Origin of the sequence: Georgenia sp. TF02-10, from assembly GCF_022759505.1 — a bacterium.
Taxonomy (GTDB): Bacteria; Actinomycetota; Actinomycetes; order Actinomycetales; family Actinomycetaceae; genus TF02-10.
This window is the reverse complement of sequence record NZ_CP094289.1, coordinates 120637-144995: the sequence shown is the minus strand read 5'-3', so window position 1 is coordinate 144995 and position 24359 is coordinate 120637. Positions and strand designations below refer to the sequence as shown.

Genomic DNA, 24359 nt, shown 5'->3' with positions numbered 1-24359 from the left:
GAAGATCTACCGGTACAGCTCCTCGATCTCCGCGACCGTCGCCTGGCGCGGGTTGCCCCCGGCGCACACGTCGTCGTAGGCAGCCAGGGCGAGGGCCGGGATGTCCTCCTCCTTGGCGCCGATCTCACGCAGCGTCGTCGGATTGCCGAGGTCACGGGTGAGCGCGGCGACGGCGTCGATGGCGGCCGTGCGGGCCGTCTCGATGTCCATCTCGGCGGCGCCCTCCACCCCGAAGGCCGCGGCGATGTCCCGGAACCGCTCCCCGGTGGCTTCGGCGTTGAACGCCATCACCGGGGCCAGCAGGATGCCGTTGGCCACGCCGTGCGGGGCGGAGTAGAAGGCCCCCAGCGGGTGGGCCATCGCGTGCACGAGGCCGAGCCCGACGTTGGAGTAGCCCATGCCCGCCACGTACTGCGCCAGCGCCATGCGTTCCATGGCCTCCGGGTCGCCGTCGGCCGCGGCGCGCAGGGAGGCGGCGATGACCTGGATCGCCTTGAGGTGGAACAGGTCGGAGAGCTCCCAGGCCTCCGCCGTCGTGTAGCCCTCGATGGCGTGGGTCAGCGCGTCCAGGCCCGTGGCCACCTTGAGGGCGCGGGGGGCGGTGGCCATCATCTCGGGGTCGACCACCGCCATGATCGGGATGTCGTGCGGGTCGACGCACACGAACTTGCGCTGCCGCTCGACGTCGGTGATGACGTAGTTGATCGTGGTCTCCGACGCGGTGCCCGCCGTCGTCGGCACGGCGATGATCGGCACCGACGGGTTCGTCGTCGCCGCCACGCCCTCGAGGGAGCGCACGTCGGAGAACTCAGGGTTGGCCGTGATGATGCCGATCGCCTTGCAGGTGTCCTGCGGGGACCCGCCGCCGACGGCGATGAGCACGTCGGCCCCGGCGGCGGCGAAGGCCGCGACACCGGCCTGCACGTTCTCGATCGGCGGGTTCGGCAGCACGTCGCTGTAGATCTCGTAGGGGAACCGGGCCTCGTCGAGCAGCGCCGTCACGCGCGCCGTGACCCCGGAGTCCACGAGCACCTTGTCGGAGACCACCATGGCCTTGGTGAACCGTCGCCGCTGGAGCTCCTCTGGGATCACCGAGATGCAGCCGGCCCCGAAGTAGGCCGTCTGGTTCCAGATCATCCGCTGTGCCACTGTGCACCGTCCTCGTCCCGCGGCGTCGCCGCGACTCCGGGCCGCATGCGCGGCCGCTGCTGTGAGCCGTTTTCAGCGTAGCCAGGCGGTGCGACCGGGGGCCGCGGTCCAAGGTCCCATGGTCAGGAGGGTCGGCGCCGCCTGCCCGCCTGCGGCCGGCTCCCGATTCGCCGTCGAGCGGACCCGCCGCGTATGTGGCGGCGGCCGTCGCGTAGACCTCGCGGACCCGGAACGGGAGCGCCGGCGAGATGGTCGCCCTCGTCGGGACTGATGGGCGCGGGACGGTCGGAGGTGGCGCAGTCGGTCGTCCGGATCGTCGGCCGGGAAGCCGGGACCGTTCGCGTGGGCGGCCGCGAGCTGCCGCCTCCGGACAGGTAGCTGGCCCGGGACGCCGCCGCGGTGGCCGAGCGCACCCGCATGGGTGTACCGCACGACCGGCGACGTCCCGGCGGGCTCCGCGGCCGCCGTCGACCTGCTCCTGGACCGGCTGGCTGACTACCGCGCCCGGGTGCACCGCAGCGACGCCGATGCGCTGCCGGCCGCCCTCGCCGACGTGCTCGGCTACGCCGGGACCGTCGTCGTCCCGCCCGGCCTCCCGCCCGCCTGGCCCGCCGCGCTCACCGCCGCCGGGCTGCCCGTCGCCACCGACACCGCGGACGCGCCGCTGAGCAACGGCACGCTCGACCGCGCCGGTGCGGTCCTCACCGCGGCCCGGGGCGTGAGCGCCGAGACCGGCACGTCCTCGACGGCGCCCCGGACCAGGGCCGGCGCGCCCTCACCCTGGTGCCCGACCGCCACGTCTGCGTGGTGCACCGGGCGCAGGTCGTCGTCACCGTGCCGGAGGCCGTGGCGATCCTCGGCCAGCACCCGGCCCGGCCGCTGACCTGGATCGCCGGTCCCTCGGCCACCAGCGACATCGAGCTCCAGCGGGTCGAGGGCGTGCACGGGCCCCGCACCCTCGACGTCGTCCTGGTGGACTGAGCGCCGTCACTCTCGGCACCCGGCGCAGCCCTGGTCGCCCAGGCCGGCACCGGCGCAGAGTTTCCCTGACTGTTCGCCGGACGCAACACCCCGGAAACCGGTCCGGGGCACGCTCTGCCCATGTCCACCGCCGAGCTCGCCTGCGAGGTCTGCGGCCGGCTGCCGGCGCCGCGCCGGGCCCGGCTGACCGTCGCGCACGTCGCCGCCATGCTGCCCGTCGAGCTCGCCGTCCACGCGCTCGTCATCGGCAGCCACCTTTCGTTCTTCACCAAGGTCCTCGTGCTGTCCCTGGCGGCCACGGCCCTGGCGGTCTGGGTCGCCGAGCCCTCGGTCATGCGGGTCCTGCGGCGGTGGCTGCACGCCCCGGTGCTGCGCGAGCGCCGTCGCTACGACGCCGCGGCCGGCAACCTGTGGCGCATCCGGACCACGGTGGAGGACACCCCGGGCGCGCTGGGTGCGATCACGCACCAGCTTTCCCACCTCGAGGCGAACATCCTGGGCATGCACCTGCACCCGGCCGGCGAGGGCGTCATCGACGAGTTCGTCGTCGCGACGCCGGAGCACATCACCGCCCGGGACCTTGCCGAGGCCGTCGAGGACGCCGGTGGCACCGACCCCCAGGTCTGGCCCACCACCGCGCTCGCGCTGGTCGACGGCCAGACCAAGGCCCTCACCCTCGCCGTCCGGGTCGCCACCGACCCGACCGAGCTGGCGCCGGCGGTGGCCGAACTCCTCGACGCCGAGCACGTGGTCGCGGCGCCGGGGACGCCGCTGCCCACCTCGCACCTGGCCCCGGGCGCGACCATGCTGAAGGTGCCCGCCACCTGGCACGGCGCGCACGTCTTCGCCCGACCCGGGCAGCCGTTCACCCCGGCCGAGTCGGCCCGGGCGCACCGCCTCGCCGAGCTCGCCGAGGTCGTCGAGCGCCGCGGGACGCGGCACCGGCCACCACCCATGCAGGCGCCGGCCTGACCTGGGCCGGCTGGGGGAGCCGCCGCCGGAGCGCCTACCGGCGAACTTCGGTTGCACCGCGGCCGACCCGCGCTGGTGCCGGCCCCCGCGAGGGACCGGGCTCTCGTCGTCCACCTCCCGCCGGATTCGATGGGCACGCCGGTCCGTGGCGGAGAGCCTCCATCTCTATACTCGTTGTGGCGGCTTCAAGCCGGGACCAAGCCGCCACAGCGAGTACAGACATGCGCCGCTCGGGGGCCGCGGAGCCGTCGCCGCCGATCCGTTTAAGGGATCACCGCCGATCGGTCAAAGGGCACGCCTGCCCGGGCAGTGGGTCCGACGTGCGCGGCAGCGGTGGCCAAGCCCATCCGCGGCTGGAGCCCGCGCAAACCCGTAGATCGCTTCCCCGCTCGCTCAGCCCGGCTCGCCGCGGCGCTTGCGTCGGGCGACCACGACGATGTCCACCACGGCGGTCACCGCCATGATGATGGGCAGTGCGACGAGCCAGCCCGGGGCGTCCACCCGCATCGCCCACACTGCCAGCAGCAAGCCCGCCACCAGGCCGAAGACGGCCAGGACCAGCCGGAGCGTCAGGGCGCTGCGGGCCGGCGGAGCGCCGCCCCAGCCGGCGGTCGGGTCGTGGTAGTCCGGCAGCCCGCGGGCGTAGCGCTCCCGCTCCCGGTCCCGCGCGGCGGCGTCCTCGTCCGGGCCCTGGTCCGCCGCGCCTCGATCCGCCGCGCCCCGGTCCGCCGAGCTTCGGTCCGCCGGGCGGCGTCCCCGGCCCATCCCGTCCGGCCGGTCCTCTCCCTCGATGCCCGCCATGGCCACACCGTAGGAGGTGGGAGCGCACTTGCCCAGTGCCCGGACGATCGGTTCAGCGTCCGGTCTGGGTGGGCCGCCGCCGCATCAGGAGCCCATGACCGAGCCACCGCATCCAGCTCGAGGTCACAACCGCTATCGGTACTCGGGAGGCAGGGGCACGCCAAGCTCAGCATGGAGCAACCCGACATCGTGGCGGTCTTGGTCGCGCAGCTCGTAACCGCGGTGAAACTCGACCTGCGCGGTGGCGCTGATGCACCGGACGTCGTCGCCCCCGATGCGCCCCCGTCCGGTCAGCCCGTCGGCCGGATAGACACCCTCGTCGCCGTAGATTCCGGAGCCGTCGTCGTCCAGCACAACGACATGGAGGTCCACGACGCGCCCGTCCTCGTGTCGCCAGACGGTGTGCACCGGGGTCGTGAACCACATCGGGACTGCTTGGAAGCCCTCACCTTCCAAGACGGAGACCGTGGCAGCTTCGTCTCGATCCTCGATCACCATGTCTAGATCGGCGTGCTCGCGGGTCTGACGTCCAAGGAGTGCATCGACGCCCCACCCGCCATCGATCCAGGGCCTTACGCCCTTCTCGGCAAGAAGAGCGAGCAGGCGCACGACGTCTCGTTCGCTCATCCTGTCCGTCCGTCGTTGCTCGTTGATGCTGGATCTCCTGAACGCGCGGGGCTGCCTGGCCCGGTAGTGACCGTTAGCGGGAGTCGGTTCCCGGGCGCCTGTTCGACTCCATTCTCCGACCCGGTGGCATCGAGACGGTGAGAGCAACCAGGAGGCTGCCGATCAGGGATTGAGACGGCGCCCCTAGTCTGAATGCTGGGTCCATGATCAGGCTTGGGAGGGTGGCATGGGCAAGGACTACTCGGCGATGACGGTGGACCAGCTCGAGGAGCTCGCGCAGGTGGTGCTGGCGCGCATCGCCGCGGTGCCGCGGTTCCGGCGCGGCTCGCTGCAGGTGGGCTACCGCAGGTGCGGCAAGCCCGGCTGCCGCTGCGCCCGCCCCGGGGAGCAGGGTCACGGGCCCCGGGCTCTGTGGACCCGGACCGCGAAGGGCCCGGGTGGCTCGCGCGGGCAGTACATCCCCCTCGAGCAGGTCGACCAGGTCCGCGCCGAGCTGGACAGTTATACCCGGTTCGCCGCGCTGGTGGAGGACTACGTCGAGATCAACGAACAGCTCTGCAAGGCCCGGGTCGGGTCACCACCGCGCCGCCCCCGGGGCGCCGACCCTGCCACCGGCAGGGAAGGAGGGGGCTCTGCCGCCAGCCCGGCGAGCGGGCGGAGGACGAAGAGGCCCTGAGCGGGTTGTCCGACTACGTCGCCGGGGCCGCCGCGCACGAGGCCCGGGAATCTGGTGCACGCCGCGGCTGACCTGACCCGGTCCGGGGACCCGCTTGCCGCGGCCCGGTGGACCGCGGTGCGTTGGAGTGTCGACAGCGCCTGCTGCCACGCGGTCCACCGGCGGTGGTGAGTACCGCCGCGCGGCCCGTCAGGAGCCGCTGGAGTCGGAGAACACGGCGCGCTCGAGGCGGTCGAGACGGGCCGCAAGGTCGCCGACGTCAACCGCGTTGCCCGCGTCTCGACGTTGCTCTATCCACTGTCGGATCAACGCACTAGGCCGCACGTGCTCGGTGGCGGCCCGCTCGCGCACCCAGTCCAGCAGCGACTTGGGCAGCCGAAGTGAGGTGGTGACCATGGGATCCGTCTCGGTCTCGTCTTCCCAGACTCCCCGCTCCATCTCCTCGGAGAAGTCGTGCTCCTGGGCGTGGGCGGCAATCTCGTCCAGCTTGCTCATCTCATCTCACCTTCCCGTGCGCTGGAAGGCCTGGCGCTCGGCGCTCGTCATCTCGCGTGCGGTCACCACATAGTCACGGCCCTCGATCGCCTCGGTGAGCACGACCAGGAGGTACCGGCCAGCAGCGTACATGGCAGTTGCAATGCATCGCAATGCGCCTGCGTACCGCGAGCCGGGGCTTCCCAGGTCGATCAGTCTCGACCAGCCCTGGGACGCCGTGGTTGCGGACTCGCGAACTCGAGGGACGGGATGAGACGGCCTCAACTGCGCGCCGTAGTTGACTCGCTTCCCGAGACTACGGCCGGGCCCCTGCGGCACCAGGCGGACGAGGCGGCGGCGCACGTGCCGGTGCGCGGACGGCCGGTTCGGCCACCCGGTGTCGGTGGCCTGCCGCATGCTGAGCCCATGGCCGAGTCAGCCGCGCCCGAGCCCGACGTCAGCGTCGTGCTCGTCCACGGCATGGGCACCCAGCCCCGCGGCCAGACCCTGGAGCGGTGGACCGAGGACCTGCTCCGGTTCACCGCCCTCCAGGACCGGCGCGGTGCCCCGACCGAGGTCACGGCGCTGAGCACCGGCCGGGCGGCGCGGGACCGGGAGCCGGTGAGCGCCGTCGTCGAGGTCGGCGCGCCGGGGTCCTACCCGGACCCGGTGGTCACCGACCCCGTGGTCCGCCTCCGGCTGGTCGAGGCGCACTGGGCGGACGCCTTCGAGGCGCCCCGGCCGGCCGACGTCCTGCGCTGGCTGCTCTGGTTCGCGCCGAGCTTCGCCGTCACCCAGATGGTCCTCGAGGCCCGCGCCGCCCGGGCCGCCCGCACCGCCCCACCCCCGGCGCCGGCCCGGTCCCGCCCGCCGGCGGTCGTCCACCAGCTCCGGCCGTTCGCGCCGGCCTACTCCATCGCGCTCGGGCTGGTCCTGCTGGCGCTCGTCGGCCCGGTGCTGCTGGTCGCCGTCGTGCTCCTCGTGGTCACGACGGCGGTGCCCTCCCCCCGGGTCCGCGACGGTGCGGCGCGGGTGCTGACGCTGCTGAGCCAGAACGTCGGCGACGTCCAGAGCTTTCTCATCCGCCCGGTGGCGCGGGCCCGGATGGAGCAGCGGGTGCGCGCCGTCGTCGCGGCCGAGGTGGACCGGTGGGGCGCCGACCGGGTGCACGTCCTCGCCACCTCCCAGGGCGCCGCGCTCAGCCATGCCGTCCTGCAGCGCCTGCCGCCCCACCGGCGGCCCGCGCGGCTGACCACCCTCGGCGGGGCGCACGGCCGCCTGGAGGACATGCGGGTGCTGACCCCGCCGACCTGGACGCGGGTGCCGATCGTCGCCACCGGCCTGGTCTGGCTGCTCGCCCTGCCCACCCTCGGCGCCCTCGGCCCCCTCCCGACGGCGGCGCTCACCCTGGGCGTGACCCTCGCCGCGCTCCTCGCCCTCGCCGCGGCCGCCCGGCACCAGGTCACCGCCTTCGCCGCCGGCCGTGGCGGGGCGCTGCCCACACCCGGCGCCGTCGCCGGGGTGGACTGGCTGGACCTGTGGGCGCCGTTCGACCTGGTGCCCAACGGCCGGCCGGTGACCCAGCCGGCCGCCGGGACCTACCGGTTCGTCATGGTCCCCGGCGAGATGCAGGTGATCGGGGACCACGTCGGCTACGGCGAGGACTGGGCCGAGACGGTGCCCCGGGTGCTGCATCACCTCACCGGCCACCTGTCGGAGCCGGCCCGGCTGGGGGCCGCGCGGGGGGTCCGGGCCCGCCGGGCGCTGGCCGACCCGGACGGTACCGGCGCCAACTGGACGCCCTGGGCGCGGCGGGACTGGCTGGCGCTGGTGCTGCGGCTCCTCCCGCCGGTGGTGGCGGTCGGCGCCCTCGCCGTGCCCGCCGCCCGGGCGCACTACGGCGCGGTGGGGGCGACGCTGGCCGGCGTGCACCCGGTGGGTCCGCGGCTCCTCGCCGCCGTCGACGCCGCCGTCGGCTGGGCGCTCGCGGCCACCGGCCCCACCCCGGTGACCGGGACCGGGGTGGCCGCGCTGCTGCTGGGCACGGTCGCCGTCCTCGGGCTCGCGGTGGCGGTCGCGGCCACGACCCTGGCGCTGTTCCGCGCGGCCGCCGCCGCCGAGGCGCGGGTGTGGGTGCGCACCCTGGCCACCGGCGAGCCGCGGCGGTGGAGCACCCGGCGGTGGGCGGCGGTCGGCGGGGCGGTCGCCGCGGCCTGGGCGGCCCTGGTGGTGGCCGCCGTCGCCGTGGTCTTGGCCCTGGCGTGACGGGCGCACCGGCTGCACCGCGTGAGGCTGCACCGTGGCCGGCCGCCGTCGCCATGCTCCGGCGCTGGGCTGATGGCGGACCGGCAGCACCGGGCCGGTCGCCGTCGTCCCGGCTGGACCGGCCCGGCCGCCGTCGTGCCGGCTTTCCCGCGGCCGGTCGCCGTCGTCCGGCTACACCGCGGCCGCCGTGGCCCGCCCCGCCTGCCGACCGGAGAAGAGGCAGCCGCCGAGGAAGGTCCCCTCCAGCGACCGGTAGCCGTGCATGCCACCGCCGCCGAAGCCGGCGACCTCCCCGGCGGCGTACAGCCCGGGGAGCACCTCGCCGTCGGGCCGGAGCACCCGGCCGGACAGGTCGGTCTCCAGCCCGCCGAGGGTCTTGCGGGTGAGCACGTGCAGCTTGACCGCGATCAGCGGGCCGGCGGCCGGGTCGAGCAGCCGGTGCGGGCGGGCCACCCGCAGCAGCCGGTCGCCCCGGTAGGAGCGGGCCCCGCGCAGGGCGGTCACCTGCAGGTCCTTGCTGAACGGGTTGAGCATCTCCCGGTCCCGGGCGCGGACCTCCCGCTCGACGTCGCCGAGCGTCAGCAGCGCCTCCTCGGTGCGGGCGTTCATCCCGGCCACCAGCTCTGGCAGGGCGTCGGCGACGACGAAGTCCGCGCCGCGGTCCTTGAACGCCTCGACCGGGCCGGGCGCCCCCGGGCCCAGCCGGTGCAGGAGCAGGCGCAGGTCCTTGCCGGTCAGGTCCGGGTTCTGCTCCGAGCCGGACAGCGCGAACTCCTTCTCGATGATCCGCTGGGTCAGCACGAACCAGGAGTGGTCGTGCCCGGTGCGGCGCAGGTGGGCCAGGGTGCCCAGGGTGTCGAAGCCGGGGTAGAGCGGCACCGGCAGCCGCCGGCCGGTCGCGTCCAGCCACAGCGAGGACGGGCCGGGCAGGATCCGGATGCCGTGGTCCGGCCAGACCGGGGCGTAGTTCGTGACGCCCTCGGTGTAGTGCCACATCCGGTCCCGGTTCACCAGCGACGCGCCGGCCGCCTCGGCGACGTCGAGCATCCGGCCGTCCACGTACGCCGGGACGCCGCGGACCAGGTGCCGCGGCGGCGTCCCGAGCCGGTCCGGCCAGAACCGGCGCACCATCTCCGGGTTGCCGCCGATCCCGCCGGAGGTGACGAGCACGACCGGGGCGTGCAGCGCGAACTCCCCGACGGCGGTGCGGGGCGAGGCCTCCCCGCGGGCGGCGGTGGTGGCGGTCAGGACGGTGCCGCGCACGCCGTCGACGGTGCCGCCGGTGCTCAGCAGCTCCTCCACCCGGTGCCGGAACCGGACGGTCACCAGGCCCGCGTCGACGGCGGCCCGGACCCGGCGGGCGAACGGCGCCACCAGGCCCGGCCCGGTGCCCCAGGCGATGTGGAACCGGGGCACGGAGTTGCCCGGCCCGGTCGCGCCGTGCCCGCCGCGCTCGGCCCAGCCGACCACCGGGAAGAGGCGCACGCCGAGGTCGCGGAGCCAGGCCCGCTTCTCCCCGGCGGCGAAGTCCACGTAGGCCCGGGCCCAGCGCCGCGGCCAGCGGTCCTCGCGGTCCCGGTCGAACCCGGCGGTGCCCAGCCAGTCCTGCCACGCCAGCTCGGCGGAGTCGCGGATGCCCATCCGCCGCTGCTCGGGGGAGTCGACGAGGAACAGGCCGCCGAAGGACCAGTACGCCTGCCCGCCGAGGTTGGCGGCGTTCTCCTGGTCCAGCAGGAGCACCCGCCGGCCGGCCGCGGCGAGCTCGGCGGTGGCCACCAGCCCGGCCAGCCCGGCCCCGACGACGATGGCGTCCGCGTCCATGCGGCCTCCTTCTGGTGTCCCTCAGCGGGGTCCGGCGGGTGGTGGGTCGCCGGCGGGCGCCGCAGGCGCGGGTCCCGCAGCGTCCGGGCCGTCGGTGGGCGCCGCAGCGGGCTCGGCGTCGGCCGGCTCGGGGGCCGCGTCCTCGTCCCGCAGCCGCGGGGATGTCCCCCGCTCCGGGCGCACCCCCTTCTTGTCCGCGTAGAAGTCCCGGACGCGGTCCATGTCCGCGGTAAGGTCGCCGGTCATCGTGAGCGACGGACCGACCCCGACCGTCATGCGGTCCCGGTCCACGAAGCCCAGGGCGACGGGCAGCCCGGTCTCGTGGGCGATGCGGTAGAAGCCGGACTTCCAGTAGGTGCCACGACGGCGGGTGCCCTCGGGGGTGATGAGGAGGTAGAACTTCTCGCCGGACTTGACCCGGCCGACGAGCTCGGCGACGAGGCCGCCCGGGTGCGACCGGTCGACCGGGATGCCGCCCAGGGCGCGCATGAGCCGGCCGAACGGGCGGCGGAAGAGCTGGCGCTTGCCGAGCCAGCGGACGTCGATGCCCAGGTCGGCCGCCACGGCCAGCATGAGGATGAAGTCCCAGTTGGAGGTGTGCGGGGCGCCGATGAGGATGCCGGCGCCGCCCGGGGGGAGCGGGACGGACCGGTGCCGCCAGCGGCTGAGCCGCCAGAAGGTCCCGGCGAGCAGGCGGCGGATCACCGGACCGGCTCTCGCGTCGGCCGCGGACGGGCGCGGCCGGCGGGCTCCGCCGGCTCCTCGTGTCCCACGCGCCCGAGCGTAGCGGGCGGGTACCGTCCGGGCATGACGGAGACCGGGTACGGCGACTTCGAGTTCGAGCGCAAGTTCTTCGTCCGCGAGCTTCCCGCCGAGCTGCGGAGCGAGTCCGGGCCCGAGCTCATCGTGCAGAGCTACTTCCTCGCGGCCGAGGGGTACGCGCTGCGCGTCCGGCTCTCCGGCCCGGCCCCGCACCCGGCGCTCCCCGGGGAGATCCACGACGGCGACGCCGGCGTGCTCCGGGCGCTCGACTCCCTCGGCGACCGGTTCACCTTCTGCGCGCTGACGGCCAAGGGACCCTACGTGGGCGGCACCCGGTACGAGGCCGAGCGGGAGCTCGACATCGCCGTCGGGCTGGCCATGGTGCGTCTCGGCGGGCGCCGGCTGATCAAGCTCCGTCACTCGCTGTGGCTCGGCGCCGACGGGTGGGTCGTCGACGAGTTCCTCGGCGACAACGCCGGCCTGGTGGTCGCCGAGTGCGAGCGGGAGGGCCCGGTCACCGACCTGGTCATCCCGCCGTTCGCGGTCACCGAGGTGACGGACGACCCGCGGTTCGCCAACGACCGCCTCGTCCACCACCCCTACCGGGAGTGGGGGGCGGGGTTCGAGGCGGAACTGGCCGTCGCCGGGCCGCGGTTCCTGGAGGGTTTCGGGCGCAACGAGCACACGCACTGACGCACGGCGTGCCAGGCGGGTGCCAGTCCTGCCCTGGTTCCCCTCCCGCCCACCCCTCCTCGGGTGCCGGCGGGCCGGTGACCAGGACCTCGGCGGTCAGTCGACGCCGCTGCCCGCGGCGATGGTGAAGCTCCACAGCTCGGCGCTGGTCCCGACCGGCCTTCGGCCTGCCGGCTCGCCCGCGCCGTCGGCCGTCGCGGTGCCGGCGTGGCCGCCGTCGTCCGCAGCCGGTGCGCCGGCGGCCGGGCCGGTGCCGCCCTCGCCGACCGTGTCGATGCCGCCCGCGACGGCCGCCGCGGTGCCGCCCCCGGCCGCGTCGGCGCCTCCCGGACCGGCCGTGCCGCCCGGCTCCCCACCTGCGCGGCCGTGCGCGGCGGCGAAGTCCGTCGAGCCGACCCAGGCCTCGTAGGTGACCTCGTCGCGCCACCGCGTCACCACCAGCCACCGGGTGCGCCCGTCGCTGGGTCGCAGCAGCTCGAAGCCGAGGAAGCCCTCCACCCCCTCCATCGCACCCGCCCGGGCGGCGAACCGCCGCGCAAGCTCGTCCCCGCTGCCGGGCGGGACGGTGATGGCGTTGATCTTGACGATGCTCATGCCGCCATCCTGCCGTGCCCGGCGCTCGGCGCTCGGCGCTCGGCGCTCGGCGCACGGGCGCTCGCGCTCTTGCCCGGCGGCCCGCCCGTGCCCGGTGCTCGCGCTCCCGCCCGTGCCCGGCGCTCGCGCTCCCGCCCGTGGCCGCCGGTCTACCGTTGGGCCATGGTGAGCGCCGTGCAGGTCCGGCCCGCGGGCGCCGCCGACTGGCGCGAGCTGCGGGAGGTGCGGCTGGCCGCGCTGGCCCAGGACCCGGCCGCGTTCGGCTCCACGCTGGCCCGCGAGCAGGCCTTCGACGACGGCGTCTGGCAGGAGCGGGCCGGCGCCGGCCGGACGTTCCTCGCGTACCTGGGCCCGGACGTCGTCGGCATCCTCACCTACCTCCCGGTTCCGGACCGGCCCGACGAGCGGCACCTGGTCGGGATGTGGGTGGCGCCGTCGGCCCGACGCGCGGGGGTGGGCCAGGCGCTCCTCGACGCCGTCCAGGCGGCCGCCGTGCGGGACGGGGCGCGCCGCCTCAGCCTCGACGTCGCCGACGGGAACGACGCGGCCCGGCGCCTGTACGAGCGCCGCGGGTTCCGGGCGACCGGCGAGCGCGAGCCGCTGGGAGCCGACCGGTGCGCCGGCCAGGAGCGGTTCGTGCTGGACCTGGCCGGCGGACCCGAGGGCGGGTGACCTGATTCGCCCGACGATCTAGGGCGCCGGCACGCCTGAGGTCGCACCGGGCGAGTCTCACGGCTCCCGCTCGGCCTGGACGGGCGCGGTGGCCGCCGGCTCGTCGGTGGTGGGGCCGGGATCGGCCGTCGCCGCCGGGTGATAAGGATGCCGACCACGCCGCCGACGGCGAGGGCGATCCCGATGATCCACAGCCCCGAGTCGTACGTGCCCGAGGCGTCCTTGAGCCGGCCGAGGATGGGCGGCAGGCCCATGCCGACGAAGTTCGCGACGGTGTTGATGAACGCGATGGACGCAGCCGTGGATGCATCCTGGGCGGTGTGCGGGTCGCGTTCGTCGCGGTGCCCTGGACGTCGAGGCGATCCGCCGTACCGGGTCCGCCATCGTGCCGGTGTCCGGGTGCGGCACCATGCCGGCGGGAGCCCCTGGCCGACGTCACGCCCGGCGACGTGGCGGAACTGCGCGAGCGCCGACGCCCACCTGGCGATATAAGGTGCCTAATGAATGGAGGTGGTGAGCATATCTACCATCGATCAGCCCACCGTGGAGGACCTGCGACGCCTGCGCAGCCGGCGATCGGTCACGGACCTGTCCTACCAGCGCACGCTGCGCGCCCTCGCCGCCCGGATGACGCAGAGCGAACTCGCCGCCGAGCTGCACGTGTCGCAGTCCGCTGTCAGCCAGGCCCTCAAGACTGCGCGAGCCGTGGACGACGTCCGTCCCGGGTTCTCCGGCGCGAACCCGTACGAGATCGCGCAGCGGTACGCCGCGGGGGAGCTGGACCGCGACCGCGCGCTCGACGAGCTCGTGCGCTGGCCGTACGACCCGATCGCGCGCACCGACGGGTACGACGCCCTGGTCGTCGACGCGCCCGGGACGCACACGCTCGAGGAGGTCGTGCGCGCCTACCGCGAGGGCCTGATCGACCAGGGCATGTATGTCGCCGTCGGGCAGGCGCACCAGACGACCCAGGCTCACAGGACGTGACGACGGCCGCCGAAGTTGACCGCCATGCCCAGACCGTCCGGGCCCTGTCGGCACCCGGCGCGCCACTGTCGCGCGAGAGCCCGCACGCTACCGTGGCGAACCCGGCCTGGTTCTTCACCCCCGGGATGCCTACCCCGATGCGCGAGGAACTGCACCAGCAGATCCTCCAGGGTTACCGCGAGACGATGGAGAACGAGGTCGCGCACGACAAGCGCGCCATCGTTCTCGCCGGCCCACCCGGAGCCGGCAAGTCACGGATCCTGGACGAGCTGATCGGCGCGCCCGGCACCGACGGCCGGCGCCAGTGGCTCGAGGTCGACCCGGACGAAATCAAGACCCAGCTCCTGGACGCGGCCGCGGCCGACGGGTCCTACGAGACGTTCATCAAGCCGCCCGCGGTGCGTGAGCTCGAGGCACAGGGGGAGCGTTTCTTCCCGCTGGACTTCGCCGCCCTCGTGCACGAAGAGTCATCCGCGTTGGCCAAGGTCGTGCGCGAGGAAGCGATCCGCGCCGGGACCAACGTCGTCATCGACTCGGTCCTGTCCAAGCCGGAAGCCGCCGTCGAGCTCGGCCGCACGCTCGAGCGCGCCGGCTACCGCGTCGACGTCGTCGACGTCGAGGTGCCCTACGACGTCTCCGCCGCCAGGATCGCCCAACGCTGGCGCAGCGCCTACACGAAGGCGCTGGAGGGGGACCCGGAGTACCGCCACGGCGGCCGATGGGTCCCCGAGGACTACGCGCGCAGCGTGTACGCGGGGGAGGACGCCCGCGCCATCTCCCAGGAGTCCGCCGAACGCGTCGCGCGCGAGTGTGGAAACGTCACGAGCTTACGCCGATACTGGACCCCCGCCGGCGACCGCCCGCAGGTCATCGAGGTGGATCAGGTCCGCGGGCAAGGTCGCGCCCTCGTCGACCGACGTGCCGCGGACGCCGCACGCAACGCACGCGCGAGCTTCCCGACTCCACAAGCCCGTCCAGCGCGCCCGAGCGGTGGACGCTCCGGGGTGGAAGGGCGCGGGCGTTGACGGGCCGCTGAACGACCGTGCCGGGATTCTCGTACTGAGCTGCTAGCGCGCAGCACCAACCTGAGACGAATCCTCGTCCTCGACGTCGCTCGATGCGCCGATCCTGTCACGCAGGCCGTCCGCGGCACCCTGCACCATCTCGAGCGCAGGGCGGTAGAGGAACGGTACCCAGTAGGTGCGCTCTGCGACGGACCCACGTTGCTCGAAGAACCCGACGTCGACGAGACGACGGATTCGCTCTTCGGTATCCACGCGGACCGTCCCCCAGAGGGCTTCGAGACTCACTACGTCCTGTAGCGTGCGCTGTCCGCGGAGCGCCTCGAGCCAGTCCTTGAGCCACGGATACTCGGGGTAGATCGTCTTCTGCAGTCGAGTTTCCGACACCTCGGGGTGCGCGTCGCGGAACGCCTGCGACTCGAAGTAGACGCCCTCAGCGATGGCTGCCTGCCCAGTGTCGATCCGTCCGAGCTGGCGGTCTCGCACCGTGGTGAACAGGTGAATGAGTTCACGCGGGGCGGCAACCTTCTTGCCGTCCTCTGTTCGAGATAGTGCCCAGTCGAACGTCGCGGGCTTGTTCGATCCGGCGTCCACCTGCCGGGGGAAGACGCGATCGAACAGTTCCTGCTGTGCGACGGACGACGCGATCACGTGCGCCGCGTCGGCGCTAAGTTCTCGAACGAGGAGATCGCTCTGGATGACTCGTTGAACGATGAGTTTCAGGAGGTTCGCTCGGTTCCAGTGGAGGTTCATGTCGCGAGTGATATGGCTTGTTTCGCGGAAGCCGCCGGCCGTGATCTCCGCCCAGATGTCGCTGCGGAGGAAGATCTTCAGCCGCAGTTGTCCGAGCGGCTCGATCAGCCGATAGACCCTGAACAATGCCCGCAGAGCGTTGGCCTCGAGTTCCGGCGAGGCTGTGAACGCGACGTCGAGCCGGTCCAGGATAAGCCAGACGCGAAGGTTCTGCTCAACCAGAACGTCGTTCACCGTTTCGTAGAGGCGATCGACGGAGAGCATCCCCGCCTGCTCCTGCTCGATAGAGGGTTCGTCGAAGGTGACCTTTGCGGTGAAGCCAGTAGGAGTGCCGGTGGTCGGGTCGACGCTCATCCCTGCCTCGACGCTCTCAGGGAAGAACCTGTGAAGCGCTTCACGCACTCGCATGATGATGGTTCGTTTGACCTTCGTCCCCTCCGTGAGCCCGATGGACGCGAGAGCCTGACGGACCGTGCGGAGCCCGACGGACTGGACGTCGTAACGCTCAAGCTCCTCGACAAGTAGAACGAGGAAGTAGAGCCTCCAGATCTGGATAAACTCGGTTTCGCTAGTCGGAGGTGCGATCTGGATGGGCTCGAATGCTGTCGCACCAGTCGGATTTTCACCAGGTACGAGCACGATGCTCCGGTCGAACAGCTCGTCCTCGCGCGACACGAGCATGCTGTAGATAGCGCTCTTGCCGCCACCCTTGGGCGCGAAGACGATGTCGACCTCGTCCTGCCAGACCTTGCGCCACTGCTCGGTCTCGACGAAGTAGCGCGCGAGATGCTCGGATTCCTCCTCCGCGGTGCGGCCACCGAAAGTGATGTCCTCGATCACCGAGCGCTTGTCCGTCGCCGCCATGCGCAAAGGGTACTGCACGGCCGGGCAGCGAAGGGGTGGTGTGGCCTGCGCACGACGTCGTCGTCGCGCCCGGTGACGCCGATGGTGCCGAAAGCCTGAGCACGGCCGCCAGGCCGAGCACCGTCGGGTTGCCCAGCGCCCGCTACCACGGCAGGGAGTCCCAGATCTGCGACAAGGCCGTCTCGCCGGCGATGGTGCCGGTGGGCCACCTGCTCTCCTCGGCGTGAACCACGAGACGGTGCTGGGCCGCTCGGGCAGCCGGAACAGCACGTACAGGGCGATCAGCACGGCGGGGATGCCAAGGAGCACGGCGGGGATGCGCTCGAGGAGGAACAGCCAGCGCCAGCCGTCGATGCCGGCGGTGCGGTGCAGGTTCAGGATGAGGCCGGCGGACCTGGGCTTCGAGCTCCGGGCCTGGTCTCGCTGGCCCCCGGGCCAGCGGCGCGTCAGCCTCGGCCGACGGCGGCGGTCACCACTCGGCCACGGACCCGTCCGCGTGGCGCCACACCGGGTTGCGCCACCGGTGGGACTCCGCCGCCCGCTCCAGGACGTAGTCCTCGTTGACCTCGATACCCAGGCCCGGGCCGGACGGGATCTCGACCGCGCCGTCGTGGTAGTCGAAGACGGTGGGGTCCACGAGGTAGTCGAGCAGGTCGTTGGAGGTGTTGTAGTGGATCCCCAGCGACTGCTCCTGGATGACGGCGTTGTAGCTGACGGCGTCGACCTGCAGGCACGCGGCCAGCGCGATCGGGCCGAGCGGGCAGTGCGGGGCGAGCGCGATGTCGTAGGCCTCGGCCATCGCCGCGATCTTGCGCACCTCGGTGATGCCGCCCGCGTGGGAGAGGTCGGGCTGGATGACGTCGACGACGCCGGAGGTGATGACGTGCTTGAAGTCCCACCGGGAGTACAGCCGCTCGCCGAGCGCGATCGGCGTCCCCGAGCCGCGCAGGACGTCCGCCACGCCGTCGACGTGCTCGGTGAGGACCGGTTCCTCGATGAACATGAGGTGGTACGGCTCGAGCGCCGCGATCAGGACCTTGGCCATCGGCCGGTGCACCCGGCCGTGGAAGTCCACCGCGATGCCCACGTCCGGGCCGACCGCCTCCCGGACCGCCTGGACGTTGGCCACGACCAGCTCGACCTTGTCCCGGGAGTCGATGTACTGCAGCTCGGCGGGCCCGTTCATCTTCACCGCGGTGAACCCGCGGTCGGCGGCCCGCCGGGCGTCGGCGGCGGTCTCGGCCGGCCGGTCCCCGCCGATCCAGGAGTAGACGTTGATCCGGTCGCGCAGCCGGCCGCCGAGCATCTCGTGCACCGGCACGCCGAGCGCCTTGCCCTTGATGTCCCACAGCGCCTGGTCGATCCCGGCGATGGCGCTCATCAGCAGCCCGCCGCCGCGGTAGAACCCGCCGCGGTACATCACCGTCCACAGGTCCTCGATCCGGCGCGGGTCCCGCCCGACGAGGTAGTCCGCGAGCTCGTCGACGACGGCGGCGACCGAGGCGGCGCGCCCCTCCAGGACCGGCTCGCCCCAGCCGGTCACGCCGGTGTCGGTCTCGATCTTGCAGAACAGCCAGCGCGGCGGGACGAGGTAGGTCGTCACTGACGTGATCTTCACGGGGGTCCTTCGTCTCGGGTGCGGGAGGTGTCGGGGCGGGGCGGCTGCGCCCGGTCGGGCGGTCAGGGGCCGTCGGCGGCCGACGGCGACGGCGAGCGGTGCGTTCGTCCGTCGTCCCAGGCGGCCCGCATCGCCACCGCCCGCGCGTGGACGGTGGCGGCGTCGTCGCCCGGGCGGTAGAGGGCCGAGCCGATGCCCGCCCCGCCGGCGCCGGCGCGCGCCCAGTCGGCGAGGTTGGCGGCGTCCACGCCGCCGACGGGCAGCAGCTCGACCTCGGGCGGCAGCACGCTGCGCCACGCCCGCATGCCGGTGATCCCGACCAGGTCGGCGGGGAAGATCTTCAGGCTGGTGGCCCCGGCGCCGACGGCGGTGAAGGCCTCCGTCGCGGTGGCCACGCCCGGGTAGGCGCGCAGGCCGCGGGCGACGGCGGCGGCGATGACCGCGGGGCTGGTGTTCGGCGCCACGATGATCGAGGAGCCGGCGTCCGCCGCGCGGGCCACGTCCTCCGGGCGCAGCACGGTGCCGGCGCCGAGCGCGGTGCCCGCGGGCAGCGCCGCCCGCAGCCGGGCGATGGACTCGAAGGGCTCCGGGGAGTTCAGCGGCACCTCGAGGGCATCGAACCCGGCCTCGAGGACCGCGCGGCCGATCTCGACGGCGTCGGGCGGGGTCAGCCCGCGCAGGATCGCGATCAGCCCGGACGCCGGGGGCGTCGGGGGCGTCATGGATGTCGGGGGTGTCGGTGACGTCGGGGGTGTCATGGCGGCTCTCACTCCTGCGTGGCGGTGGCGACGGGGCGGTCGACCAGGCCGGCGGCCCGTGCGACCGCCCACAGGCCGGTGACCGTGGCGTCCTGGGGCGCCACGACGGCGGGGCGGTGGTGCCGGGCCAGGGCGGTGACGTAACGGTCGGCAAGGTCCGGCGCGCCGCACACGAGCACCGGGCCGGCCGCCGTCGGGAGGCCGGGCAGGACGTGGGCCACCTCGTCCCCGACCAGCAGGCCCGAGATGTAGTCCGGTACCTCCGCGGGACGCAACCGGCCCGCCATCACCAGCGTGCGCGCGGTGAACAGGGCCGCCGCGAGGCCGCGCCGGCCCACCGGGCCCGTGGCGGCCTCCAGGCCGCGGGCGAACGCCGGCCGGTCCGCCCCCGACGGGGCGGCCTCGGCGGCCAGGGTGGCGATGATCGACCGCTCCAGCACCAGGTGAAACAGCTCGCCGGTCATCGCCGTGACGAAGTCGGTGACGACCTCCCCGCGCAGGGTCACCCACTTGCTGTGGGTGCCGGGCAGGAGCACGGTGCGCCGCTCGGCGGCGCCGGCGGTGAGGCCGGCGAGTGCCCCGAGGACCTGCACCTCCTCGCCGCGGATGACGTCGGGCGTCGCGCCCGTCGCGCGCAGCCCGGGCACGATGTGCACGCGTGACCCGCCGACGTCGAGGCTCACCAGGTGCTCGGCGAGCCGCCCGAGGTCGGCCGGCAGGTCGAGGTAGCCCGCCTCGTGCCAGCCGTGGTTCGACCCGACCATCCCGCTGGCGAGCACCGGGATGCCGGGCGCCGCCGCGAGCCAGGACCCGCACCGGGCGAGGAACGCCGCCGCGAACGCCGTCGCCCGCCCGTCGACGTCGTCCGGGGCGACCGTCTCGGCGACCGCCCGTGAGCCGTCGCTGCTGCGGCAGGTATCCAGGACCCGGCCCCGCGGGTCGAGGAGCCAGGCGCGGAAGGTCGAGGTCCCCCAGTCGACCGCGACCAGCGCGCCGTCCGCGGAGGTTGCTGCCGTCACGCCGGCCACGCTAGGGAGCAGCGTCCCGTTATTGCCACGCGCGTCCCGACTATAGGGATAGCGTGCTCGGATGGCCGAGAACCAGCAGCCGACCCCGCCGGGCACGCAGACGCTGGCCCGGGGGCTCGCGGTGATCGCCGCCGTCGGACACGGGCACACGAGCCTGCGGGCGATCACCGCGGCGACCGGGATCGGCCGCAGCACCACTCACCGGCTGGTCCAGCTGCTGGTGCAGCAGGGGTACCTGCGGCCGATGCCGGAGCGTACGTACTCCCTCGGCCCCACGCTCATCGAGCTCGGGTTCCAGGCGCTCGCCGACAACCCGGTGACCACCGTGGCCGCGCCCGTGCTGCGCGAGCTGCACGAGCGGGTGCACGACACCGTGCACCTGGCGGTCGAGGACCACCGCCAGGTGCTCTACCTCGACAAGCTGCCCGGGACCCGCGGGCCCGAGATGCGCTCCCGGATCGGTCACCGCATGCCCCTGACCCGCACGGGCGTGGGCAAGGCGCTGCTGCTGGAGTCCCCGGACCGGTGGCGGGAGCAGTACGTCCAGGACACCCCGGTCACCCCGCCCGAGCACCTCACCCGCGAGCCGATGACCGTGGCGGAGTTCGTCGCGGACATGGCGCGGGCGGCGAGCCGCGGTGCCGCCTACGACCTGGAGGAGAACGAGCCCGGCATCCGGTGCGTCGCCGGCCCCGTCCGGGACGGGTCCGGCGCCATCGTCGCGGCCGTCAGCGTCTCGGCCACCCGCCCGTACATGCCCATGGAGCGGGTGCGCGCGCTGGTGCCCGTCGTGCAGCGGGCGGCGGCCCAGGTGTCCGGCGCGCTGGGGTACGCCCGTCCGCCCCGGGGCGTGCCGGTGGAGCGCTGAACCCCTCCGGGGCTCGTGACGCCGAAGGGGCGCGGCCGCCGCCGTCCCGGCGGACGTCGCTGGTGCCCCGTCGGACCTCGGCGCCCGCCTTGCCCAAGACGACGGAGACGACCTCCGGCTCACCGTCACCGGTGCCGGAGGTCGTCTCCGCTCGGCTCAGAGGTCGCTGCCCAGCGGCCGGCGCGGGGCGAACGGCGTGGTGCGCCGCCGCGCCTGCCGCCGGACGCGGCGGACGTGGGCGGCCTCGGCCTCACGGATGAGGTCCGCCGATCGGACCTCGTGGAGCTCGAACCACATGTCCATCACGGTCACCTCCTCTCGTGGTGCTGGTACGGACGGTGGGCGGGGTGCGGGAGGGCCGCGGCGGTCGCGGGGCCGGCTGCGGGTCGGTCGCCGGCGCCGGGCGAGGGCGGCGCCGGCGGCGCGCAGGTCTGGTCGTGCCGGGGCATGGCGGTGTCCTGACGTCGGTGGGTGCGGGTCCGCGGGCGCGCATCGGCGCGCACGGGTGCGGTGGCTGACGCTGGTGCGGTGGCCGTGGTGCGGGTGGCGGTGGTGCTCGGGTGGCGCCGTCGGGCGGCCGCCCCCTAGGCCTCAGCGGCGGACGGAACCGCGCGCCGCGGCACCGGCGGGGACGACGCCCCGGGTGGCCGCTCCGACGACCCCGAGCACGATCGGCGCGTCGGCGGCCAGCCGGCGGGCAGCGCTGGGGTTGTCGAGGAACATGTGTACATCACAGCAGTCCGGCGCTCGCCGGGGCAACGGATTATTCGGCGGAGGTAGGACCGCGCGCTCCGGGGGCGCGAGCGGCGCCTGCGCCGGCTTGGGACGGGGACCGAACGCGGGCTGGGACAGGGCCGGTGGGCGGGTCAGGACACCCAGTCCGGCCGGTGCGTCGGCTCCCACGGATGGCCCTCGAGCTGCTGCCACCACTGCTCGGCGCCCGGCGGCAGCCGGTCGGCCGGCACCTGGGCGACGAGGTCCCGCAGCCGGTGCTTGAGCGCGCCGAGGGCGGCCATGCCAGACGTACCGCTGCCCGGACCGCCGTCGGCGCCCGGACCCGAGGAGCCGCTCGCGTCTGGCCCGGCAGCCACCGAGCCGTCCGGCCCGGAGTCGTCGGCCCCGTCCGGCCCGGGGTCGTTGGTGCCGGCCGGTCCGGGCCCACCGCTGCCGGCGGCCGTGCTGCCGCTGGCCGCAGCGGGCCGCCCGCCTCTCTTCGCCGCGAGCCGCCCGCCGCCCCCCGGCGCCTCGCCGTCGACCGACGCCTCCTCGTCGTCGCCCTCGACCGGCGAGGCCCCGTCCGCCCGCCCGTCGGGCGCCAGGAGCTCGGCCTCGAGCGTCCACGCCCGCCGGCGGACCTCGACGATCTCCCGGGTGAGCTGCTGCTCGGCGTCGGTGGCGCCATCGACCGCCTCGGCGGCCCGCAGGTACCCGTAGTCCATGGAAATGGCCACCAGGCCCGGGTCGACCACGAGGGAGTCGTGCACGTCCAGCTCGGGGGCGATGACCACCGCACCGGCGGCGCGGGCAGCCTCCACCTCGTCGCGCAGCGTCTCGTCGGACATGATCCCGGCGGTGCTGCGCACCACGATGGAGAGCATGTCCTTCTCGGCGTAGCTGCCCTGCCGCGGCACGCCCAGCGCGGACGCGACGACGGTGTAGCAGCGGGTGACGCCCAGGTGCCGGTGGGCCACCTCGAACGGCAGCGCCTCCCGCACCCCGCCGTCGACGTAGTGCTCGTTGCCCAGCCGGACCGGCGGGAAGACGGACGGGATCGCGCAGGAGGCCCGGACCGCCTCGGTCAGGTCCACCGGGTCCTCCGCCAGCGGCCGGTTCTCCCGGTCGACCAGGTGGCCGTCCTCGGTGACGTAGTGCAGCTCCCCGGACTCCAGCGCGACGATCGCGAGGCGCAGGACGACGCCGGCGCTCGCCACCCGGGCGGGGTCGAAGACGTCCGGGTCCAGCAGCCGGTCCACGAGCGGGCCGGGCCGGTACATCGACCGCTCCCGCTCCGCGCCCCGGACGATGATCTCCAGGTCCGGGCGGGCGCGGCCCACCTCGCGCAGCGCGCTGAAGAGCTCGACGACGCCGGTCGGGCCCCACGTGCTGCCCGCCGTCGGATCGTCGGGGCGCACCGGCACCGGCCGGTCCGGGTCGCGGCGGGACAGCGCCTGGTTCGCGACCCGGGCGAAGGTGCGCCCGAGCGGGCCCTGCCGGTGCTGCCGGCGGGTGAGGGCGCCCACGAGCTCCGGGCCGCGCTGGCGCAGGCGGGCGAACCACTCCAGCTCGGTGAACATGTCCGCGTCGGTGCGCATCTCCCGCCACAGCCGCTCGAGCTGGCCGAGGGAGCGGCGCTGGCTCGGCCCGTCGGCGCTCTGCGCGAGCACGGCGGCCACCATGGAGCCGGCGGAGGTGCCGGTGATGATCCGCGGGGCGATTCCGACGCGGTCGTAGAGGTAGCGCAGCGCCCCGATCTGGAAGCTGGCCTTGGCGCCGCCGCCGCTGAGGACCAGCCCGACCACGTCCGGGCTCGGCTTCCGCCGTGGGCTCGCGCGCATGGGGCCAGGCTAGGGGAAGGCCAGCGGAGGCGATCGGGCGCCGGGACGTTCGCGCCGCGCTCGCCCCGGCGACGGCGGCCCGTCCTGACCACCGGAGCCGCCCCGCCGCGAGAGAGTGGCCGGAGCGATGCAACCTTTCCGGTCCGGGCTGCCTCTATAAGGGTGAAAGGTCATCACTGACGAGAGGGGGTGCCGTGAGCCGCTCCGACGAGCACTTCGAGGTGTTCTTCCGTTCCCACGGACCAGCGCTGTTGCGTACCGCGGTCCTGCTTTCCGCCGGCGACCGGCATGCCGGGGAGGACCTGCTCCAGGACGCCCTGGAGAGCTGCCTGCGGCACTGGGGGAGCCGGAAGATCGAGTTCCCGGCCGCCTACGTGCGGACGACGATGGCTCGTCTGGCCCAGCGACGCCGGCTGAGCGGCAGGTTTCTCCCCCTCACCAACCCGGAGGGTTCCCGGGTCGTGGACGAGATGGTGCAGGTGGACCAGCGCGACGTCCTGCTGGCCGGGCTGCGCTCGCTCGCGCCGCGGCAGCGGGTGGCCGTGGTCCTGCGGTACTGGGAGGGCCTGACAGAGGCGGAGACCGCCGAGGCGATGGGCTGCTCCGTGGGCACCGTCAAGAGCCAGACGCACCGCGGGCTGCACACCCTGCGTCGTGCGGTCGGTCCGTTCTTCCCCGACCGTGCAAGACCTACCTGGAAACCCGTTGCGCCCGTTGCCATTGGAGACCCGAGATGAACCCCACCACGTTCCGCGCGGCCGCCGAGGCCGCCACCGCGTCTGTCCCCTTCGACGGCGACCGGCTCCTCGCTGGCGTCTACCGCAAGCGTGCCCACCGCACCCGCCGCCGCCGGGCCGCCGCGGCCCTGCCCGTCGCCGCGGCGCTCGCCGTGGGGGCGGTGACGGTGCCGTCCGTCCTGGAGCCGGACACCGCACCGACGGCGGTCGCGTCCTGGGAGTTCGCCCAGGTCCCGGCCGGATCCGAGCCGCTGGCCACCGTCGCGGGGGTGAACCTGCACTACCTCCCGGAAGGCTCGTCGGCTGAGGTGAGCAGCGTCGAGGAGTACGTCCCCCTGGACGTCTACAACGAGGCGGTCCCCATGGTCGCCACCGATGCCCGCTGGAACGGACCGCAGGAGCTCTTTGTCGGCGTGACGAAGGGAGCCGGCCTCACCGTCGACTCCTACCTGCTGATCCACTGGTTCGGTGGGCAGGAGGAGACCACCGTCAACGGGCGGCCGGCGCTCGTCAACAGCGTCGACGTCGACGGTGCCAGCGGGCTGCTGTTCTCCCCGGAGGACGGAATCGTGATCGAGATGCACCTGGCCGGGGGCGACGGCGAAGAGCTGCGCCGCATCGTGGAGAACATGTCGCTCGAGACACCGCGCTGAATACCGATCGGGAGGGGCGGACAGGCCGC

The 24359-nt window shown here is 74.1% G+C and carries 27 protein-coding genes; 12 read left to right on the top strand and 15 right to left on the bottom strand.

Features of this window, described 5'->3' with window-relative positions; translation table 11 throughout:
- Nucleotides 1-6 precede the first annotated feature (6 nt).
- A complete protein-coding gene (gene fucO / locus MF406_RS00750; protein WP_242896138.1) occupies nt 7-1137 on the bottom strand; it encodes a lactaldehyde reductase in 1131 nt (376 codons plus the stop codon).
- Nucleotides 1138-1932: 795 nt separating this feature from the next.
- Between fucO and MF406_RS00745 the strand changes: the two genes are divergently transcribed.
- Nucleotides 1933-2130, top strand: coding sequence for an LUD domain-containing protein (locus MF406_RS00745; protein ID WP_242896137.1), 198 nt, complete (start codon nt 1933-1935; stop codon nt 2128-2130).
- Between the two features lie 120 nt (nt 2131-2250).
- Nucleotides 2251-3102 (top strand): amino acid-binding protein, encoded by an 852-nt coding sequence (locus MF406_RS00740; RefSeq protein WP_242896136.1) that lies wholly within the window; start codon nt 2251-2253, stop codon nt 3100-3102.
- A 393-nt stretch (nt 3103-3495) separates the two neighbouring features.
- Here the strand turns inward: MF406_RS00740 and MF406_RS18825 are convergent, their stop codons facing one another.
- The gene (locus MF406_RS18825; protein WP_305852978.1) at nt 3496-3903 is read right to left on the bottom strand and encodes a DUF6343 family protein; all 408 of its coding nucleotides are present in this window, start codon (nt 3901-3903) and stop codon (nt 3496-3498) included.
- A gap of 132 nt (nt 3904-4035) precedes the next feature.
- On the bottom strand, nt 4036-4530 hold the full coding sequence (locus tag MF406_RS00730; RefSeq protein ID WP_242896135.1) for a nucleotidyltransferase domain-containing protein: 495 nt from the start codon (nt 4528-4530) through the stop codon (nt 4036-4038).
- 226 nt (nt 4531-4756) lie between these two features.
- Here MF406_RS00730 and MF406_RS00725 point away from each other — a divergent pair, with 226 nt between their 5' ends.
- A complete protein-coding gene (locus MF406_RS00725) occupies nt 4757-5206 on the top strand; it encodes a DUF6788 family protein (RefSeq protein ID WP_242896134.1) in 450 nt (149 codons plus the stop codon).
- A gap of 189 nt (nt 5207-5395) precedes the next feature.
- On the opposite strand, the gene MF406_RS00720 is transcribed toward MF406_RS00725, so the two are convergent.
- Nucleotides 5396-5701 carry a hypothetical protein gene (locus MF406_RS00720; RefSeq protein WP_242896133.1) on the bottom strand — a complete coding sequence of 102 codons (306 nt, stop codon included), beginning with the start codon at nt 5699-5701 and terminating at the stop codon, nt 5396-5398.
- 6 nt (nt 5702-5707) lie between these two features.
- Entirely contained in the window at nt 5708-5833 is a 126-nt protein-coding gene (locus MF406_RS18630) for a hypothetical protein (RefSeq protein ID WP_256463918.1), read from the bottom strand.
- A gap of 273 nt (nt 5834-6106) precedes the next feature.
- Here MF406_RS18630 and MF406_RS00715 point away from each other — a divergent pair, with 273 nt between their 5' ends.
- Entirely contained in the window at nt 6107-7945 is a 1839-nt protein-coding gene (locus MF406_RS00715) for a hypothetical protein (protein ID WP_242896132.1), read from the top strand.
- Nucleotides 7946-8116: 171 nt separating this feature from the next.
- Here the strand turns inward: MF406_RS00715 and MF406_RS00710 are convergent, their stop codons facing one another.
- Nucleotides 8117-9766: an FAD-binding dehydrogenase gene (locus MF406_RS00710; protein ID WP_242896131.1), complete on the bottom strand. Its 1650-nt coding sequence runs from the start codon at nt 9764-9766 to the stop codon at nt 8117-8119.
- A gap of 21 nt (nt 9767-9787) precedes the next feature.
- The gene (locus MF406_RS00705) at nt 9788-10471 is read right to left on the bottom strand and encodes a 1-acyl-sn-glycerol-3-phosphate acyltransferase (protein WP_371744555.1); all 684 of its coding nucleotides are present in this window, start codon (nt 10469-10471) and stop codon (nt 9788-9790) included.
- A 102-nt stretch (nt 10472-10573) separates the two neighbouring features.
- On the opposite strand from MF406_RS00705, the gene MF406_RS00700 reads away from it, so the two are divergent.
- Nucleotides 10574-11221: a hypothetical protein gene (locus tag MF406_RS00700; RefSeq protein WP_242896130.1), complete on the top strand. Its 648-nt coding sequence runs from the start codon at nt 10574-10576 to the stop codon at nt 11219-11221.
- A gap of 96 nt (nt 11222-11317) precedes the next feature.
- On the opposite strand, the gene MF406_RS18965 is transcribed toward MF406_RS00700, so the two are convergent.
- Nucleotides 11318-11815 carry an antibiotic biosynthesis monooxygenase gene (locus tag MF406_RS18965; protein WP_371744554.1) on the bottom strand — a complete coding sequence of 166 codons (498 nt, stop codon included), beginning with the start codon at nt 11813-11815 and terminating at the stop codon, nt 11318-11320.
- Nucleotides 11816-11977: 162 nt separating this feature from the next.
- On the opposite strand from MF406_RS18965, the gene MF406_RS00690 reads away from it, so the two are divergent.
- The 3 genes from MF406_RS00690 (at nt 11978) to MF406_RS00680 (ending at nt 14499) form a co-directional block, all read left to right on the top strand.
- Nucleotides 11978-12487 (top strand): GNAT family N-acetyltransferase, encoded by a 510-nt coding sequence (locus MF406_RS00690; RefSeq protein WP_242896129.1) that lies wholly within the window; start codon nt 11978-11980, stop codon nt 12485-12487.
- A gap of 504 nt (nt 12488-12991) precedes the next feature.
- A complete protein-coding gene (locus MF406_RS00685) occupies nt 12992-13474 on the top strand; it encodes a hypothetical protein (RefSeq protein ID WP_242896128.1) in 483 nt (160 codons plus the stop codon).
- A complete protein-coding gene (locus MF406_RS00680; protein ID WP_242896127.1) occupies nt 13471-14499 on the top strand; it encodes a zeta toxin family protein in 1029 nt (342 codons plus the stop codon). Before MF406_RS00685 ends, MF406_RS00680 begins: the two co-directional genes overlap by 4 nt.
- 42 nt (nt 14500-14541) lie before the next feature.
- Here MF406_RS00680 and MF406_RS00675 read toward each other — a convergent pair whose 3' ends face one another.
- Nucleotides 14542-16113 carry a P-loop ATPase, Sll1717 family gene (locus tag MF406_RS00675; protein ID WP_242896126.1) on the bottom strand — a complete coding sequence of 524 codons (1572 nt, stop codon included), beginning with the start codon at nt 16111-16113 and terminating at the stop codon, nt 14542-14544.
- Between the two features lie 38 nt (nt 16114-16151).
- On the opposite strand from MF406_RS00675, the gene MF406_RS00670 reads away from it, so the two are divergent.
- The gene (locus MF406_RS00670; protein ID WP_242896125.1) at nt 16152-16340 is read left to right on the top strand and encodes a hypothetical protein; all 189 of its coding nucleotides are present in this window, start codon (nt 16152-16154) and stop codon (nt 16338-16340) included.
- A 242-nt stretch (nt 16341-16582) separates the two neighbouring features.
- Here MF406_RS00670 and dgoD read toward each other — a convergent pair whose 3' ends face one another.
- Genes dgoD through MF406_RS00655 form a run of 3 tightly spaced genes read right to left on the bottom strand, consistent with a single transcriptional unit; the run spans nt 16583 to nt 19508 of the window.
- Nucleotides 16583-17797 carry a galactonate dehydratase gene (gene dgoD / locus MF406_RS00665; RefSeq protein ID WP_256463966.1) on the bottom strand — a complete coding sequence of 405 codons (1215 nt, stop codon included), beginning with the start codon at nt 17795-17797 and terminating at the stop codon, nt 16583-16585.
- Entirely contained in the window at nt 17794-18453 is a 660-nt protein-coding gene (locus MF406_RS00660) for a 2-dehydro-3-deoxy-6-phosphogalactonate aldolase (protein ID WP_242896123.1), read from the bottom strand. Before MF406_RS00660 ends, dgoD begins: the two co-directional genes overlap by 4 nt.
- Before the next feature lie 44 nt (nt 18454-18497).
- A complete protein-coding gene (locus tag MF406_RS00655) occupies nt 18498-19508 on the bottom strand; it encodes a 2-dehydro-3-deoxygalactonokinase (RefSeq protein ID WP_242896122.1) in 1011 nt (336 codons plus the stop codon).
- Between the two features lie 70 nt (nt 19509-19578).
- On the opposite strand from MF406_RS00655, the gene MF406_RS00650 reads away from it, so the two are divergent.
- Nucleotides 19579-20385, top strand: coding sequence for an IclR family transcriptional regulator (locus tag MF406_RS00650; RefSeq protein ID WP_242896121.1), 807 nt, complete (start codon nt 19579-19581; stop codon nt 20383-20385).
- Between the two features lie 156 nt (nt 20386-20541).
- On the opposite strand, the gene MF406_RS00645 is transcribed toward MF406_RS00650, so the two are convergent.
- The 3 genes from MF406_RS00645 to MF406_RS00640 form a co-directional block, all read right to left on the bottom strand.
- Complete coding sequence (locus tag MF406_RS00645; protein WP_242896120.1) at nt 20542-20691, bottom strand: hypothetical protein; 150 nt, start codon at nt 20689-20691, stop codon at nt 20542-20544.
- A 285-nt stretch (nt 20692-20976) separates the two neighbouring features.
- Nucleotides 20977-21108, bottom strand: coding sequence for a hypothetical protein (locus MF406_RS18625; protein ID WP_256463917.1), 132 nt, complete (start codon nt 21106-21108; stop codon nt 20977-20979).
- 143 nt (nt 21109-21251) lie between these two features.
- Nucleotides 21252-22940: a patatin-like phospholipase family protein gene (locus MF406_RS00640; RefSeq protein ID WP_242896119.1), complete on the bottom strand. Its 1689-nt coding sequence runs from the start codon at nt 22938-22940 to the stop codon at nt 21252-21254.
- A 194-nt stretch (nt 22941-23134) separates the two neighbouring features.
- Between MF406_RS00640 and MF406_RS00635 the strand changes: the two genes are divergently transcribed.
- Together MF406_RS00635 and MF406_RS00630 are read left to right on the top strand one after the other, a co-directional pair.
- The gene (locus MF406_RS00635; RefSeq protein ID WP_242896118.1) at nt 23135-23677 is read left to right on the top strand and encodes a SigE family RNA polymerase sigma factor; all 543 of its coding nucleotides are present in this window, start codon (nt 23135-23137) and stop codon (nt 23675-23677) included.
- Entirely contained in the window at nt 23674-24330 is a 657-nt protein-coding gene (locus MF406_RS00630) for a hypothetical protein (protein WP_242896117.1), read from the top strand. Before MF406_RS00635 ends, MF406_RS00630 begins: the two co-directional genes overlap by 4 nt.
- The last annotated feature ends 29 nt before the right edge of the window (nt 24331-24359 follow it).

Excerpts from the sequence above, each read along its gene's own strand:
- fucO (WP_242896138.1), bottom strand. The coding sequence starts at position 1,137 with ATGATCTGGAACCAGACGGCCTACTTCGGGGCCGGCTGCATCTCGGTG.
- MF406_RS00740 (WP_242896136.1), top strand. The coding sequence starts at position 2,251 with ATGTCCACCGCCGAGCTCGCCTGCGAGGTCTGCGGCCGGCTGCCGGCG.
- MF406_RS18825 (WP_305852978.1), bottom strand. The coding sequence starts at position 3,903 with ATGGCGGGCATCGAGGGAGAGGACCGGCCGGACGGGATGGGCCGGGGA.
- MF406_RS00730 (WP_242896135.1), bottom strand. The coding sequence starts at position 4,530 with ATGAGCGAACGAGACGTCGTGCGCCTGCTCGCTCTTCTTGCCGAGAAG.
- MF406_RS00725 (WP_242896134.1), top strand. The coding sequence starts at position 4,757 with ATGGGCAAGGACTACTCGGCGATGACGGTGGACCAGCTCGAGGAGCTC.
- MF406_RS00720 (WP_242896133.1), bottom strand. The coding sequence starts at position 5,701 with ATGAGCAAGCTGGACGAGATTGCCGCCCACGCCCAGGAGCACGACTTC.
- MF406_RS18630 (WP_256463918.1), bottom strand. The coding sequence starts at position 5,833 with ATGTACGCTGCTGGCCGGTACCTCCTGGTCGTGCTCACCGAGGCGATC.
- MF406_RS00715 (WP_242896132.1), top strand. The coding sequence starts at position 6,107 with ATGGCCGAGTCAGCCGCGCCCGAGCCCGACGTCAGCGTCGTGCTCGTC.
- MF406_RS00710 (WP_242896131.1), bottom strand. The coding sequence starts at position 9,766 with ATGGACGCGGACGCCATCGTCGTCGGGGCCGGGCTGGCCGGGCTGGTG.
- MF406_RS00700 (WP_242896130.1), top strand. The coding sequence starts at position 10,574 with ATGACGGAGACCGGGTACGGCGACTTCGAGTTCGAGCGCAAGTTCTTC.
- MF406_RS18965 (WP_371744554.1), bottom strand. The coding sequence starts at position 11,815 with ATGAGCATCGTCAAGATCAACGCCATCACCGTCCCGCCCGGCAGCGGG.
- MF406_RS00690 (WP_242896129.1), top strand. The coding sequence starts at position 11,978 with ATGGTGAGCGCCGTGCAGGTCCGGCCCGCGGGCGCCGCCGACTGGCGC.
- MF406_RS00685 (WP_242896128.1), top strand. The coding sequence starts at position 12,992 with ATGGAGGTGGTGAGCATATCTACCATCGATCAGCCCACCGTGGAGGAC.
- MF406_RS00675 (WP_242896126.1), bottom strand. The coding sequence starts at position 16,113 with ATGGCGGCGACGGACAAGCGCTCGGTGATCGAGGACATCACTTTCGGT.
- MF406_RS00660 (WP_242896123.1), bottom strand. The coding sequence starts at position 18,453 with ATGACGCCCCCGACGCCCCCGGCGTCCGGGCTGATCGCGATCCTGCGC.
- MF406_RS00650 (WP_242896121.1), top strand. The coding sequence starts at position 19,579 with ATGGCCGAGAACCAGCAGCCGACCCCGCCGGGCACGCAGACGCTGGCC.
- MF406_RS18625 (WP_256463917.1), bottom strand. The coding sequence starts at position 21,108 with ATGTTCCTCGACAACCCCAGCGCTGCCCGCCGGCTGGCCGCCGACGCG.
- MF406_RS00640 (WP_242896119.1), bottom strand. The coding sequence starts at position 22,940 with ATGCGCGCGAGCCCACGGCGGAAGCCGAGCCCGGACGTGGTCGGGCTG.
- MF406_RS00630 (WP_242896117.1), top strand. The coding sequence starts at position 23,674 with ATGAACCCCACCACGTTCCGCGCGGCCGCCGAGGCCGCCACCGCGTCT.